Source organism: Azospirillum sp. 11R-A, from assembly GCF_049472615.1.
GTDB lineage: Bacteria > Pseudomonadota > Alphaproteobacteria > Azospirillales > Azospirillaceae > Azospirillum > Azospirillum palustre.
The window spans coordinates 21912-35773 of the sequence record NZ_JBCEBL010000022.1; the positions used below are offsets into that span (position 1 = coordinate 21912).

The 13862-nt window shown below is 69.3% G+C and carries 14 protein-coding genes and 1 tRNA gene; 11 read left to right on the forward strand and 4 right to left on the reverse strand.

The window, feature by feature from the left end; genetic code table 11:
• Window positions 1-79: 79 nt before the first annotated feature.
• Complete coding sequence (gene dut / locus VH569_RS24795; protein WP_423318777.1) at window positions 80-547, reverse strand: dUTP diphosphatase; 468 nt, start codon at window positions 545-547, stop codon at window positions 80-82.
• Between the two features lie 47 nt (window positions 548-594).
• Window positions 595-1830, reverse strand: a complete 1236-nt coding sequence (coaBC, locus tag VH569_RS24800; protein WP_423318779.1) for a bifunctional phosphopantothenoylcysteine decarboxylase/phosphopantothenate--cysteine ligase CoaBC — start codon at window positions 1828-1830, stop codon at window positions 595-597.
• Window positions 1831-2051: 221 nt separating this feature from the next.
• Here coaBC and VH569_RS24805 point away from each other — a divergent pair, with 221 nt between their 5' ends.
• Together VH569_RS24805 and VH569_RS24810 are read left to right on the forward strand one after the other, a co-directional pair.
• On the forward strand, window positions 2052-3467 hold the full coding sequence (locus VH569_RS24805) for a sigma-54-dependent transcriptional regulator (protein WP_423318781.1): 1416 nt from the start codon (window positions 2052-2054) through the stop codon (window positions 3465-3467).
• Between the two features lie 338 nt (window positions 3468-3805).
• On the forward strand, window positions 3806-4015 hold the full coding sequence (locus tag VH569_RS24810) for a cold-shock protein (RefSeq protein ID WP_098740770.1): 210 nt from the start codon (window positions 3806-3808) through the stop codon (window positions 4013-4015).
• Window positions 4016-4045: 30 nt separating this feature from the next.
• Here VH569_RS24810 and VH569_RS24815 read toward each other — a convergent pair whose 3' ends face one another.
• A complete protein-coding gene (locus tag VH569_RS24815; RefSeq protein ID WP_423318783.1) occupies window positions 4046-4930 on the reverse strand; it encodes a response regulator in 885 nt (294 codons plus the stop codon).
• A 227-nt stretch (window positions 4931-5157) separates the two neighbouring features.
• Between VH569_RS24815 and trpB the strand changes: the two genes are divergently transcribed.
• From trpB to VH569_RS24835, 4 genes are all read left to right on the forward strand, one after another.
• Entirely contained in the window at window positions 5158-6375 is a 1218-nt protein-coding gene (gene trpB, locus VH569_RS24820; protein ID WP_423318785.1) for a tryptophan synthase subunit beta, read from the forward strand.
• The gene (gene trpA, locus VH569_RS24825) at window positions 6372-7217 is read left to right on the forward strand and encodes a tryptophan synthase subunit alpha (protein WP_423318787.1); all 846 of its coding nucleotides are present in this window, start codon (window positions 6372-6374) and stop codon (window positions 7215-7217) included. Before trpB ends, trpA begins: the two co-directional genes overlap by 4 nt.
• A gap of 155 nt (window positions 7218-7372) precedes the next feature.
• Window positions 7373-8419, forward strand: a complete 1047-nt coding sequence (accD, locus tag VH569_RS24830) for an acetyl-CoA carboxylase, carboxyltransferase subunit beta (protein WP_423318789.1) — start codon at window positions 7373-7375, stop codon at window positions 8417-8419.
• A 52-nt stretch (window positions 8420-8471) separates the two neighbouring features.
• Window positions 8472-9842, forward strand: coding sequence for a bifunctional folylpolyglutamate synthase/dihydrofolate synthase (locus VH569_RS24835; protein ID WP_423318791.1), 1371 nt, complete (start codon window positions 8472-8474; stop codon window positions 9840-9842).
• 164 nt (window positions 9843-10006) lie between these two features.
• On the opposite strand, the gene VH569_RS24840 is transcribed toward VH569_RS24835, so the two are convergent.
• Window positions 10007-10082: transfer RNA gene (locus VH569_RS24840), tRNA-Ala, on the reverse strand.
• Window positions 10083-10387: 305 nt separating this feature from the next.
• Here VH569_RS24840 and VH569_RS24845 point away from each other — a divergent pair.
• Genes VH569_RS24845 through modD form a run of 5 tightly spaced genes read left to right on the forward strand, consistent with a single transcriptional unit; the run spans window position 10388 to window position 13787 of the window.
• Entirely contained in the window at window positions 10388-10672 is a 285-nt protein-coding gene (locus VH569_RS24845) for a YggT family protein (RefSeq protein ID WP_109095889.1), read from the forward strand.
• Window positions 10673-10674: 2 nt separating this feature from the next.
• Window positions 10675-11028, forward strand: a complete 354-nt coding sequence (locus VH569_RS24850; RefSeq protein ID WP_174474097.1) for a DUF167 family protein — start codon at window positions 10675-10677, stop codon at window positions 11026-11028.
• Window position 11029: 1 nt separating this feature from the next.
• Window positions 11030-11935, forward strand: coding sequence for a bifunctional methylenetetrahydrofolate dehydrogenase/methenyltetrahydrofolate cyclohydrolase FolD (folD, locus tag VH569_RS24855; protein ID WP_423318794.1), 906 nt, complete (start codon window positions 11030-11032; stop codon window positions 11933-11935).
• Entirely contained in the window at window positions 11932-12927 is a 996-nt protein-coding gene (locus tag VH569_RS24860) for a magnesium transporter CorA family protein (RefSeq protein ID WP_109490515.1), read from the forward strand. The genes folD and VH569_RS24860 overlap by 4 nt, the downstream gene beginning before the upstream one ends.
• A 29-nt stretch (window positions 12928-12956) precedes the next feature.
• A complete protein-coding gene (modD, locus tag VH569_RS24865; RefSeq protein ID WP_423318795.1) occupies window positions 12957-13787 on the forward strand; it encodes a ModD protein in 831 nt (276 codons plus the stop codon).
• Window positions 13788-13862: the final 75 nt, after the last annotated feature.

Here is a 13862-nt window from a genome sequence, read left to right on the forward strand (position 1 = left end):
TACCCCCATCGGCCTGGCGATCATGCCATAGAAAGCGGGGGAGGGGTGGGGCGAAGTCAGGGGTGTGTTTCCAGCCGGTTCAGGCGACGCCGGTGGACCCGAAGCCGCCGGCACCCCGCGCGGTCTCGTCCAGCGAGGCGACCTCGACCAGCACCGCCCGGGGCGCCTCGGCGATCACCGCCTGGGCGACGCGGTCGCCGCGGGCGATGGCGAAGGACTCCTCGCCCAGATTGATCAGGCAGACGCCGACCGGCCCGCGATAGTCGCAATCGACGGTGCCCGGCGTGTTCAGCACGGTGACGCCGTTCTCCACCGCCAGCCCGGAACGCGGCCTGATCTGCATCTCCCACCCCGCCGGCAGCCCGACGGCGAAGCCGGTCGGCACCAGCACCCGCTTGCCGGGCTCCAGCGTGACGGGGGCGTCCGCCGGCACCGCGGCGCGCAGGTCGAAGCCGGCGGCGCCATCGGTCGCGTAGGAGGGCAGCGGCAGGTCGTCGTTGCCGGGCAGGCGGAGGAAGGCGACGGTAGGCGACAAGGTGGAAGACATGGAGCGGTTCCTCGTGTTCGGATGGCGGGACGGGCGCCGGGTAGACGCTACTCCGCCGTCAAAGTCTCGGTGAAGTGCTTCGCCACCGCCTCGGCCAGCCGGGCGGCGACGGCGTCCTTGGCCATGGTGGGCCAGGACTCCATGCCATCGGCACGGATCAGGTGGACGGTGTTGTCGCTACCGCCGAAGGTGCCGGTGCCGGGGGAGACGTCGTTGGCGACGATCCAGTCGCAGCCCTTGCGGGCGCGCTTGGCGGTGGCATAGGCAAGCACGTCGCCGGTCTCCGCCGCGAAGCCAACGACCAGGGCCGGGCGGCGGTCGCCGGGGCGGGACAGGGTGGCGAGGATGTCGGGGTTCTCGGTCAGCGCCAGGGCGGGCGGGCCACTGCCGTCCTTCTTCAGCTTGCGGTCGCCGGCACCGTCGACGCGCCAGTCCGCCACCGCGGCGGCGCAGACGGCGATGTCGGCCGGCAAGGCCGCCTCGCAGGCCGCCAGCATCTCGCGCGCCGTCTCGATATGGACGACGCTGCAACCGGCCGGGTCGGGCAGGCGGGTCGGGCCGCTGACCAGCGTCACCTCGGCTCCCAGCGTCGCCAGCGCCGCGGCGATGGCGTGGCCCTGCCTGCCGGATGAGCGGTTGGCGATGTAGCGCACCGGGTCGATCGGCTCGTGGGTCGGGCCGCTGGTGACGATGGCGCGGCGTCCGGCCAGCGGACGGTGCGCCTCCGCGGTGAAGATGCCGGCGATGGCCTCGACGATCTCCATCGGCTCGGCCATGCGGCCGGGACCGAACTCGTTGCAGGCCATCACGCCCTCGTTGGGGCCGACGCGCAGCACGCCGCGGCTTTCCAGCAGCGCCATGTTGGCCTGGGTCGCGGCATGCTGCCACATGCGGACATTCATGGCGGGGGCGACCAGCACCGGCTTGTCGGTGGCGAGCAGCACGGTGGCGGCCAGATCGTCGGCCATGCCGGCGGCCATCCGCGCCAGCAGGTTGGCGGTGGCCGGCGCCACCACCAGCAGGTCGGCCTCGCGCGACAGGCGGATGTGGCCCATCTCCGACTCGTCGGTCAGCGACCACAGGTCGCGGTAGACGGTATCCTCGGTCAGCGCCTGTACCGACAACGGGGTAACGAAGCGGGCGCCGGCCTCGGTCAGCACCGCCCGCACCGTCACGCCGCGCTCGCGCAGGCGGCGGATCAGCTCCAGGCTCTTGTAGGCGGCGATGCCGCCGGCGATGACCAGCAGAACGCGCTTGCCGGCCAGAATGGCGTGATCGGCCATGCGAACCCCCTCTTTCCGGCGCCCGCTTCCCGACGCCTCATGACCGCTGCTGATAGTTCATCGCGCCGCCCCCGGCAAGCGGCTGGGCCGCGACAGATCCGGTCCGTTGACGATTTCGATCCGTTCGTGGCTGCCCGCATGCGCGTAGGGGTGGGATTTTCAGAATTATCTGTTAGACAATAGGAGCTGTCCCGTCCCTACCTTCGCGTGTCGCACACAGCATGCCGCCCGGTTCCATCCCCGTCCTGCTGATCGAAGACACGCCCTCGCTGGCCCGTGTCTACGCGGAATACCTGAAAAAGGAATCCCACACCGTCATCTCGGTGGAAACCGGGGCCGACGCGCTGGCGCAGCTGAACGACGGCGCGCCGATGGTGGTTCTGCTGGATTTGCAGCTGCCGGACATGAACGGGATGGAGGTGCTGAAACGCATCGACGCCCAGGCGCTGCCCTGCGCCGTCATCGTCATCACCGCCCACGGCTCGGTGAAGGCTGCGGTCGAGGCGATGCGCTACGGCGCCTACGATTTCCTGGTGAAGCCTTTCTCCGCCGACCGGCTGGTGGTGACGGTCCGCAACGCGATGGAGCGGCTGCGGCTGGCCCAGCTGGTCGACACCTTCGAGAAGGACCTGAACCGCGCCCGTTACCACGGCTTCATCGGCTCGTCGCTGGCGATGCAGGCGGTCTACCGCATCGTCGACAGCGCCGCGTCGTCGCGCGCCACCGTCTTCATCACCGGCGAGTCCGGCACCGGCAAGGAGGTCTGCGCCGAGGCGATCCACCGCCAGAGCCAGCGGGCCTCGAAGCCCTTCATCGCCATCAACTGCGGCGCCATCCCGAAGGATCTCATGGAAAGCGAGATCTTCGGCCATGTGAAGGGCAGCTTCACCGGGGCGGTGTCCGACCGCGAGGGTGCGGCGGCGCGTGCCGACGGCGGCACCCTGTTCCTGGACGAGATCTGCGAGCTGGCGCCCGATCTCCAGACCAAGCTGCTGCGCTTCATCCAGACCGGCACCTTCACCCCCGTCGGCGGCTCGAAGCTGGAGAAGGTCGACCTGCGCATCGTCTGCGCCACCAACCGCGATCCGCTGCGCGAGGTGGAGGAGGGGCGGTTCCGCGAGGATCTCTATTACCGCCTGCACGTCATCCCCATCCATCTGCCGCCGCTGCGCGAGCGCGAGGACGACGTGCTGGAGATCGCCCGCCACTATCTGGCCGAGTTCGCCAAGGAGGAGAAGAAGGGCTTCACCCGCTTCTCGCCCCAGACCGAACATGCGCTGCGCCACTACCACTGGCCGGGCAACGTCCGCCAATTGCAGAATGTCGTGCGCATCGTCGCGGTCCTGCATGACGGCGACACCGTGACGCCCGAGATGCTGCCGTCGCCTCTCGGCACGCCGCAGCCGTTGCAAATACTGGCCGCCGCCGCGCCGGCCGGTGCCGCCGCCGCCCCGCGGCCCCATGTCCCGCTCTCCCCCGACGCCATCAAGCCGCTGTGGGAGGTCGAGAAGGACGCCATCGAGGACGCCATCGCGGCCTGTGACGGCAACATTCCGCGCGCCGCCGCCCTGTTGCAGATCAGCGCCTCCACGATCTACCGCAAGCGTCTGGCCTGGCAGGCCGAGGGGAAGCTGTAGCCACGTCCGGCGACCGGACCGACGCGTCAGACCTGCTTCGACCTAACCCTTTATTTCGGCAAGAAAATCCGCCTCATGCCCGGAATCCGTCAAGAAACGGGCTAATACCCTTCGACAAAGCTCCGTCGCCTTGGTCGTAATTCCACTCCGGATTTTGCCGTCGTTAGTCCTATGCCGTGAGATGGAATTGCCCGCAACCACAGCATGCGGCTAGCCTCCCCGCACAATGTCTTGGTTCCGCTTGCCCGGCAGGCCTCACGGCGCGGCCGATGCCGGCGATCTTGGACCCAGCCGTTTTGCCAAAGACTTGTCTTGCAGTGACTATAAGGGGGAGGCCCATGACCAACGGTACCGTAAAATGGTTCAACACCAGCAAAGGTTACGGCTTCATCGCGCCGGAGGCCGGTTCGAAGGACGTGTTCGTGCACATCACCGCGGTTCAGCGCTCCGGCCTGCATGCCCTGTCGGAGGGCCAGCGTGTCCAGTTCGAGGTCGCCCGCGGCGACAACGGCAAGGACTCCGCCGTGAACATCAGCGTCGTCGAGTGACGGGTCCGCGCTGAGTCGGACCGGATACAGTCAGACCGGATACCCGGCGGCGCGGTAGGCCGCGATGGCATCCCCGGCCAGCCGGGGAATCTCGCCGCGCAGCCTTTCCACCGTGTCCGCCGACCCGTCCGCCACCCCGTCCCCATCCCCTTTTTCGGCTTCCTCCCGCTCCGCCAGGGATGCCCGGCACGCCATCTCCAGCGCGCGGGCGGCGCTGCACAGGGTGCTGGCGCCGAAGGTCCCGGCGGTGCTTTTCAGCGTGTGCGCCTCGCGCGTCAGGACGGTGCGGTCAGTCTCCCCGGCGATGCGCGCCACCCGTTCGCGGGTCTCCTCCACGAACTGCCGCAGCACGTCGGTCAGCAACTCCGCATCCAGATCCTGCGCCAGCTGGGCCAGCACCTCGCGGTCCAGCACCTCGCCCGCTGCCGCCGGCGCGGCCGACGCGCAGAGGCCGAAGCCGGACGACATGTCCGGCGAGGCCGAGGCCCGCCATTCCGAGGCCCGCAGCCATTTCTCCACCGTCTCCAGCAGCTGTGCCCGGTCGACCGGCTTGGCGACATGGTCGTTCATGCCGGCGTGCTGGCAGCGGACGCGGTCGGCCTCGTCGGTGTCGGCGGTCATGGCCACCACCGGCACCCGGCCGGCCGGCCCCGGCAGATCGCGCAGCAGGCGGGTGGCGGTCAGCCCGTCCATCTCCGGCATCGACAGGTCCATCAGGATCAGGTCGTAGCCGCCGGCCTGCGCCGCCATCACCGCCTCCAGCCCGTTGCCGGCGGTGTCGGCGCGGTGCCCGGCCTGCGCCAGGATGGCGGTGACGAGCATCTGGTTCAGCGGACTGTCCTCCACCACCAGAATCCGGCATGGCGCCGGCTGACCGTCCGTGGGGAGAAGCGACGGCGGCGTCCGCTCAGTCATCGCAAGCATGCTCCGCAATGAAGAAGGTGCCAGTGTATAGGGCGCGGCCTTGCCGCTGCAAAGCCCCGCTCCATGTATGCGGACGGGTGGTATTCACGGAGTCCCGCCGTCCGGCGCTTCAAATCGGCGCGTCCCGCCGGTATGGTGTCGCGCTTGGCCGGTGTCCGGACCCGATGCCGCCCACCTGACAAACAGCTTCCCTTCGACTTCAGGCAGTGCCGCAGACGATGACCAAACTGAACACCTACCGCTCCGGTCCCGACGAGCGCGGGCATTTCGGAATCTTTGGCGGCCGCTTCGTCGCCGAGACGCTGATGCCCCTGATCCTGGAAGTCGAGAAGGCCTATCGCGAGGCGCGCGCCGATCCCGCCTTCGAAGGCGAGATGCGCCAGCAGCTGAAGCAGTATGTCGGCCGGCCCAACCCGCTCTATTACGCGGAACGCCTGACCGAACGGCTGGGTGGGGCCAAGGTCTACTTCAAGCGCGAGGAGCTGAACCACACCGGCGCGCACAAGATCAACAACTGCATCGGCCAGATCCTGCTGGCCCGGCGCATGGGCAAGACCCGCATCATCGCCGAGACGGGCGCCGGCCAGCATGGCGTGGCGACCGCGACGGTCTGCGCGCTCTACGACATGCCCTGCGTCATCTACATGGGCGAGACCGACATCGCCCGCCAGCAGCCCAACGTCTTCCGCATGAAGCTGCTGGGCGCCGAAGTCCGCCCGGTGACGTCGGGCAGCGGCACGCTGAAGGACGCGATGAACGAGGCGCTGCGCGACTGGGTCACCAACGTCGCCGACACTTTCTACATCATCGGCACCGCCGCCGGCCCGCACCCCTATCCCGCCATGGTCCGCGACTTCCAGTCGGTGATCGGCGACGAGGTGCGCACCCAGATGCAGGAGCTGGAAGGCCGCCTGCCCGACAGCCTGGTCGCCTGCGTCGGCGGCGGATCCAACGCCATCGGCCTGTTCCATCCCTTCCTCGACGATCCCTCGGTGCAGATGATCGGCGTCGAGGCCGCCGGCCGCGGCATCGAGAAGGGTCCGCTCGACCATGCCGCCTCGATCAACGGCGGGCGTCCCGGCGTGCTGCACGGCAACCGCACCTACCTGCTGCAGGACGAGGACGGCCAGATCCTCGAAGGCCACTCGATCTCCGCCGGCCTCGACTATCCCGGCATCGGGCCGGAGCACAGCTGGCTGCACGATGTCGGCCGCGTCGAATACGCCTATGCCACCGACCAGGAGGCGCTGGACGCCTTCCAGCTCTGCGCCCGCACCGAGGGCATCATCCCGGCGCTGGAATCCGCCCACGGCCTAGCCGAGGTGATCAAGCGCGCACCGAAACTGCCCAAGGACCACCTGATGGTGCTGTGCCTGTCGGGCCGCGGCGACAAGGACATCTTCTCCGTCGCCAAGCATCTGGGAGTGGAACTGTGAGCGCCGACATTCTGGCCGATGGCCGCATCGCCCGCCGTTTTGCCGCGCTGAAGGCGGAAGGCCGCGCCGGTCTGGTCACCTTCATCACCGCCGGCGATCCCGATCCCGCCGTGTCGCAGGCGGTGCTGAACGGCCTGCCGGCCGCCGGTGCCGACCTGATCGAGCTGGGCATGCCCTTCACCGACCCGATGGCCGACGGCCCGGCGATCCAGGCCTCCTCGCTGCGCGCGCTGAAGGCCGGGATGACGGTGCGCAGGACGCTGGAGATGGTCCGCGGCTTCCGCAAGCTGGATGCCGACACCCCGATCATCCTGATGGGCTATTTCAACCCGATCCATGCCTATGGGGTGGAGCCCTTCCTGGCCGCGGCGCGCGAGGCCGGGGTCGACGGCCTGATCGTCGTCGACCTGCCGCCGGAGGAGGACGAGGAGCTGTGCCTGCCGGCGGTGAAGGCCGGCGTCAGCTTCGTCCGCCTGACGACGCCGACCACAGACGAGGCGCGCATGCCCGCCGTGATGCGCAACACCTCGGGCTTCGTCTATTACGTGTCGATCGCCGGCATCACCGGCACCGCCAGCGCGTCGAACACCGCCATCGATGCGGCGGTCGCCCGGCTGAAGCGCCACACCGACCTGCCGGTCGCCGTCGGCTTCGGCATCAAGACGCCGGACCAGGCTGCCGAGGTCGCCCGCGTCGCCGACGCCGCCGTGGTCGGCTCCGCCATCGTCACCCGTCTTGCCGATGGGATCGACGGGACCGGTGCGGTCAGGCCGGGCACGGTCGAGGACGTTCTGGGCTTCGTCGGCGAACTGGCCAAGGGCGTGCGCGCGGCGCGGGGCTGAGGGACGGACGGTTTACAACGACGGCAAACCGCTTTACGACACCTGCAACACGATCGCTCATGGCGACGACCGGCTGAAGAACCCGGTGCGGCACGGACCCGATGTCCGGCCGCCGCCGGGCTTCGGCGTACCGCCATGTCGTTGAAAGGCGTTCCATGAACTGGCTTACCAACTACGTCCGCCCCAAGATCCGCGCGCTCTATGCCCGCAAGGAAGTGCCCGACAACCTCTGGCACAAGTGCCCGAGCTGCGAGTCGATGCTGTTCCACCGCGAGCTGGAGGACAATCTCCATGTCTGCCAGCATTGCGGCTTCCACATGCGGCTCGGCCCGGTCAAGCGGCTGGAGACGATGTTCGACGACGGCGCCTATGAGGGTGTCGAGCTGCCGAAGTCGGTCGCCGACCCGCTGAAGTTCCGCGATCAGAAGCGCTACACCGACCGCCTGAAGGAAGCCCAGACCAAGACCGGCCGCACCGACGCCATCGTCGTCGGCGAGGGCCGCATCGGCGGCCATGCCGCCGTGGTCGCCGCCTTCGACTTCGGCTTCATGGGCGGGTCGATGGGCATCGCCGTCGGCGAAGGGCTGCTGACCGCCGCCCGTCTGGCGGTGGCGAAGAACGCCCCGCTGATCGTCGTTCCGGCATCGGGCGGCGCCCGCATGCAGGAAGGCATCCTGTCGCTGATGCAGATGCCGCGCACCACCATCGCGGTGGAGATGGTCAAGGAAGCCGGCCTGCCCTACATCGTGGTGCTGACCGACCCGACCACCGGCGGCGTCACCGCCAGCTTCGCCATGCTGGGCGACATCCACATCGCCGAGAAGGGCGCGCAGATCGGCTTCGCCGGTGCCCGCGTGATCGAGAGCACGATCCGCGAGACCCTGCCGGAAGGCTTCCAGCGCTCCGAATATCTGCTGGAACACGGCATGGTCGACATGGTCGTCCACCGCCGCGACCTGCGCCCGACGCTGGTCCGCACCATCGGCCTGCTGATGACGCCGCGGATCGACGCGGTGGTCGAGGATCTCGACCTGACCGCCGCCCAGGGTGCTGTCCAGGGCGTCGGCGGCGAACCGGCACAGCTGCCTCAGGGGGCGGTGGCCCAGCCGGGCACGCCGCAGCCGGGTCTGCCGCCTGCCACCCAGGCGACCGCGGCCCAGCCGGCCTCCACGGCGGAGCCGGTCCAGGCCGGCGACGACTGACCGGCCATACCCCAGCGGCAGCACTCCCGCGACCATCCGACCAGAGACGATCATGAGCGACGCCCCGACCCCGCTGGCCAACCCGTCCGCAAGGCTGGCGGCGACCCGTTCCGACCCGGTGCTGGATCGGTTGAAGGGGCTTCACCCCAAAATCATCGACCTGTCGCTGGACCGGGTGCACCGTCTGCTGGCGGCGCTGGACCATCCGGAGCGGAAGCTGCCGCCGGTGGTCCATGTCGCCGGCACCAACGGCAAGGGATCGACGGTCGCCTTCCTGCGCGCAATGCTGGAGGCGGCCGGTCATCGCGTCCATGTCTACACCTCGCCGCACCTCGTCCGCTTCCACGAGCGCATCCGCCTGGGCGGGCGTCAGGGGGGGCGCCTGATCGACGACGATCATCTGGCCGCCCTGCTGGAGGAATGCGAGGTCGCCAACGCCGGCAACCCGATCACCTTCTTCGAGGTGACGACGGTCGCGGCCTTCCTCGCCTTCTCCCGCGTGCCGGCCGACGTCGTGCTGCTGGAGACCGGGCTGGGCGGGCGGCTGGACGCCACCAATGTGGTGGACAGGCCGGCGGTGACGGCGATCACCCGCATCTCCTACGACCACCGCCAGTTCCTGGGCGACTCGCTGCTGGAGATCGCCAGCGAGAAGGCCGGCATCTTCAAGCCCGGCATCCCGGTGGTCCTGGCGCCGCAGCCGGAGGCCGACGCGCTGAAGGCCTTGAACTTGCGCGCCAACGCCATCGCCGCGCCGATCCAGAGCTGGTCGGTGGAAGAGCGTCCGGACGGCTTCCGCTTCGAGAGCACCAGACGGCGGCTCGACCTGCCGATGCCCGGACTGGCCGGCGCCCACCAGATCACCAATGCTGGCGTCGCCATCGCCTGCCTCGACCATCTGCCGCTGGCGGTGGACGACGAGGCGGTGCGCCGTGGCCTTGCCGGCGTCGAATGGCCGGCCCGCCTGCAACGGCTGACCCGCGGCCCGCTGGCCGAAAGCCTGCCCGCGGGCTGGGAGCTGTGGCTGGACGGCGGCCACAACGATTCGGCGGGCGAGGTTCTGGCCCGCCAGGCGGTCGACTGGTCGCGCGGGCAACCGGATGAGGGATCGGATGGCGGCTCTTCTCTGCCGCTGCTGCTGATCTACGGCATGCTGTCCAGCAAGGATCCGTTCGAGTTCCTGGGGCCCCTGGCTCCCTTCACCCATTCCCTGCGCGCGGTGGCGATCCCCGGCGAGGAAGCCAGCTTCACCGCCGAGGAATCCTGTGAGACCGCCAATCTCTGCGGCATCCGCGACCACGCCGCCGCCGACGGGGTGGACGCCGCCCTTGCCGATCTGGTGGCCGGCCGCCGAACCCCGGCGCGCGTGCTGATCTGCGGCTCGCTCTACCTTGCCGGGACGGTGCTGGCGGAGAACGGGTGAGCCTTTCGAGTTTTCCAATCATGGATGCCGGCGGGCCATCGTGTCCGCCGGCAACGTCTGCTGGCTGCGCAAGGCCCAAAACGAAAAAGCGGGCCAGATGCCGTTCCCGGCAACGCCCGCTGACCTTCTACCGACTTGTCTCACCCTTCGAGGGAAGGGGAAAATGGTGGAGCCGAGGAGGATCGAACTCCCGACCTACGCATTGCGAACGCGTCGCTCTCCCAGCTGAGCTACGGCCCCACACTCACACCGTTGCGTCTTCGTCGCCCCGGCGTGGCGCGGATATTGTCCATCGCGGGGGGTGCTGTCAAGCGCTTGATTCAGAAAAAATGACGTGTGCGTGCGATGACGTGGGAGAGGGATCGGGAGGGGGCGCGGGGCGGGGCATAGGACGGCCGATCCGCCGCAGGCCGCCCGGCCGATCGGCGGGCCGCCGTACTGGACAGGTCTCGCCGCTTATGCTTAGGGTGCCCGGAAAAGGCTGGCGCCCGCTGCGCAACCCTCTGCGCGCGGCCGTCGCAAAACCGCCCTGGAGCTGGCCCGGCATGATCGCGCTGTATTTGCTCATCAACACCATCCTCGACCTGTTCTTCTGGGTCCTGATCCTGTCGGCGATTCTCAGCTGGCTGGTGGCGTTCAACATCGTGAACACGCGCAACCGCGCGGTCTACCTGATCGGCGATTTCCTGTACCGCATCACCGAGCCGGTGCTGCGCCCGATCCGCCGCGTCCTGCCCAACCTGGGCGGGCTGGACCTGTCGCCCATCGTCGTGCTGCTGGCGATCTCCTTCATCCAGAACCTGATGGCCCAATACTGGCCGCGCTTCTGACCGTGGCGTCCTCCTCCCCCTTCGAGGCGGTGGCCGACGGGCTGCGGGTGGCGCTGCGGGTGACGCCCAAGGCGTCGCGCAACGCGGTGACCGGCACGGCCGATGCGGTCGATGCGAAGGGGGAGGGGAAACGGGTGCTCAAGCTGGCGGTCACGGCGGTGCCGGAAAACGGCAAGGCGAACGAGGCCGTCATAAAACTGTTGTCGAAGGCGTGGAAACTGCCCAAGACCAGCCTGACCGTGGTGGCCGGCGCCACCGACCGGAACAAGATTTTGCATGTGGCGGGCGACCCGGCGGCATTGCTGGCGCGGCTGTCGCCCCTGATCGACGATGTGGGCAGCGAGGGTGGAGAGTAGCATGGCGGACGCGAAGATCATCGACGGCAAGGCCTTTGCGGCCGGCCTGCGTGCGCGGGTGGCGGATGGTGTGGCGGCGTTGAAGGCCAGCCACGGCGTCACCCCCGGTCTGGCCGTCGTGCTGGTGGGCGAGGATGCGGCCAGCCAGGTCTATGTCCGTTCCAAGGAGCGGGCGCTGGTCGAACTCGGCATGAACAGCTTCGACCATCACGAGCCGGCCGACATGGCCGAAGCCGACCTGCTGGCGCTGATCGACCGCCTGAACGCCGACCCCGCCGTGCATGGCATCCTGGTCCAGCTGCCGCTGCCCAAGCACATCGACACCCAGAAGGTGCTGGCCCGCATCGTCCCGGAAAAGGACGCCGACGGCTTCCACGTCGTCAATGCCGGCCTGCTCGCCACCGGCCAGCCGGGCGCCATCGTCCCCTGCACGCCGCTGGGCAGCCTGCTGCTGATCCGCGACACGCTGGGCCGCGACCTGAAGGGCAAGCGGGCGCTGGTGCTCGGCCGCTCCAACATCGTCGGCAAGCCGATGGCGCAGCTGCTGCTGCAAGCCGACTGCACGGTGACGCTGGCCCATTCCCGCACGGCCGATCTGGCCGGCGAATGCCGCCGCGCCGACATCCTGGTGGCGGCGGTCGGCCGGCCGGAGATGGTGCGCGGCGACTGGATCAAGCCGGGCGCCACCGTGATCGATGTCGGCATCAACCGCGTCGCCGCGGCGGAGCCGGGCAAGACCCGTCTGGTCGGCGACGTCGCCTTCGACGAGGCGGTGACGGTCGCCGGCGCCATCACGCCGGTTCCCGGCGGCGTCGGCCCGATGACCATCGCCTGCCTGATGCTGAACACGCTGGCCGCGGCCTGCCGCGCCGCCGGCGCGCCGGTGCCCGAAGAGGCTGCCCTTTGATCACCGTCCATGCCCGTGCCGAAGACGGGCGGGTGGTGCGCCAGCCGCTGGAACTCGGCGAGCCTTTGCCGGGCGGTGCGGTCTGGATCGACCTTCTGCGTCCGACCGAAGCGGAGCGCGCCCATGTCGGCGCGCTGACCGGCTGCGATCTGCCGACGCGCGAGGAGATGAAGGAGATCGAGGCCTCCAGCCAGCTCTATGTCGAGGGGGAGGGCATCTACATGACCTCTCCCATCATCTCGCGCGCCACCTCGCCCCATCCCGAGCAGGGCGAGCTGACTTTCGTGCTGACCCCGCGCCACCTCATCACGCTGCGCTACACCGAACCGCTGCCGGTCATCACCTTCGCCGCCCGCTGCGTCCGCCAGCCGGAACTGCTGGCGACGGGAGAGAGTGCGCTGTTCGGGCTGCTGGACGCGGTGATCGACCGGGTCGCCGACGTGCTGGAGCTGGTCGGCGGCCGCATCGACGAGCTGTCGGCCCGCGTCTTCGACGATTCGCTGGACGGCGGCGGTTTCGGCAAGGCGGCCAAGAAGCCGGACGAGCTGCAGGACGTGCTGCGCGGCATCGGCCGTGCCGGCGACCTGACCCACAAGGTGCGCGACAGCTTGGCCGGCCTCGACCGGCTGGTGGTGTTCATGACCTCGGTCAGCGGCGGGCGGCTGAACAAGGACCAGAAGACCGCGCTGAAGACGATGACGCGCGACTTGCGGTCCCTGACCGAACATGCCGGCTTTCTGGCGCACGAGGCGAACTTCCTGCTCGACGCCACGCTGGGCCTGATCAACATCGAACAGAACGCCATCATCAAGATCTTCTCGGTCGTCTCGGTGGCGCTGATGCCGCCGACGCTGATCGCGTCCGCCTATGGCATGAACTTCAAGCACATGCCGGAACTGGACTGGGAGTTCGGCTACCCCATGGCCATCCTGCTGATGGTGCTGTCGGCGGTGGTCCCGCTCTGGTACTTCCGCCGGCGCGGCTGGCTGTAAATCCACCTTACAACAGGGAAATCCCGCCGATGACGACCATCCTGCCCGACGCTGCCCTCGACGCGCTTCTGGCGCAGGATGTTCCCTACGGCGACCTGACCACCGGCTCGCTCGGCATCGCCGCCCGTCATGCCCGCATGAGCTTCGCCGCCCGCGGCGCCATGGTGCTGGCGGGGGCGGAGGAGGCGGCGCGTCTGGTGGAGAGGGCCGGCGGCCGGGTCCTGCGCGTCGAGCCCAGCGGCACCGCCGTCGAGGCCGGAGCGCTCTTCCTGGAGGCGGACGGCCCGGCCGGGGCGCTGCACCATGCCTGGAAGGTGGCGCAGACGCTGGTCGAATACGCCTCCGGCATCGCCACCCGCGCCCGCCGCATCGTCGAGGCCGCCCCCGGCGTGACCGTCGCCTGCACCCGCAAGAGCTTCCCCGGCGCCAAGGATCTCAGCGTCAAGGCGGTGCAGGCGGGCGGGGCGGTGATGCACCGGCTGGGCCTGTCGGAAACGCTGCTGGTCTTCCCCGAACACCGCGCCTTCCTGAGCGACGCTCCGGAGGCCTGGATCGCGGCGCTGCGCCGCAAGGCCCCGGAAAAGAAGATCGTGGTGGAGGTCGGGTCGATGGAGGAGGCCTTGGCCTTCGCGGAGGCCGGCGCCGACGTGATCCAGCTGGAAAAGCTGCCGCCCGCCGCCGCCCGCGCGGTGATCGAGGCGACGCGCAGCCTGACGCCGCCGCCGGTGGTGGCCCCGGCCGGCGGCGTGACCGAGGCGAACGCCGCCGCCTATGCCGCGGCCGGCTGCCGCCTGCTGATCACCTCGGCCCCCTTCTTCGGCCAGCCCGCCGACGTGAAGGTGGTGCTGGGGCCGGCGTAATGGCGAAGACTGCGACAGCGAGCCGCAATCTCTGAAATTCCTGATTTTGCGAGTGAAAGCGCTTCCGCAATACCT

Excerpts from the sequence above, each read along its gene's own strand:
- trpB (WP_423318785.1), top strand. The coding sequence starts at position 5,158 with ATGACCAAACTGAACACCTACCGCTCCGGTCCCGACGAGCGCGGGCAT.
- VH569_RS24805 (WP_423318781.1), top strand. The coding sequence starts at position 2,052 with ATGCCGCCCGGTTCCATCCCCGTCCTGCTGATCGAAGACACGCCCTCG.
- dut (WP_423318777.1), bottom strand. The coding sequence starts at position 547 with ATGTCTTCCACCTTGTCGCCTACCGTCGCCTTCCTCCGCCTGCCCGGC.
- coaBC (WP_423318779.1), bottom strand. The coding sequence starts at position 1,830 with ATGGCCGATCACGCCATTCTGGCCGGCAAGCGCGTTCTGCTGGTCATC.
- VH569_RS24845 (WP_109095889.1), top strand. The coding sequence starts at position 10,388 with ATGATCGCGCTGTATTTGCTCATCAACACCATCCTCGACCTGTTCTTC.
- modD (WP_423318795.1), top strand. The coding sequence starts at position 12,957 with ATGACGACCATCCTGCCCGACGCTGCCCTCGACGCGCTTCTGGCGCAG.
- VH569_RS24835 (WP_423318791.1), top strand. The coding sequence starts at position 8,472 with ATGAGCGACGCCCCGACCCCGCTGGCCAACCCGTCCGCAAGGCTGGCG.
- folD (WP_423318794.1), top strand. The coding sequence starts at position 11,030 with ATGGCGGACGCGAAGATCATCGACGGCAAGGCCTTTGCGGCCGGCCTG.
- VH569_RS24815 (WP_423318783.1), bottom strand. The coding sequence starts at position 4,930 with ATGACTGAGCGGACGCCGCCGTCGCTTCTCCCCACGGACGGTCAGCCG.
- accD (WP_423318789.1), top strand. The coding sequence starts at position 7,373 with ATGAACTGGCTTACCAACTACGTCCGCCCCAAGATCCGCGCGCTCTAT.
- VH569_RS24810 (WP_098740770.1), top strand. The coding sequence starts at position 3,806 with ATGACCAACGGTACCGTAAAATGGTTCAACACCAGCAAAGGTTACGGC.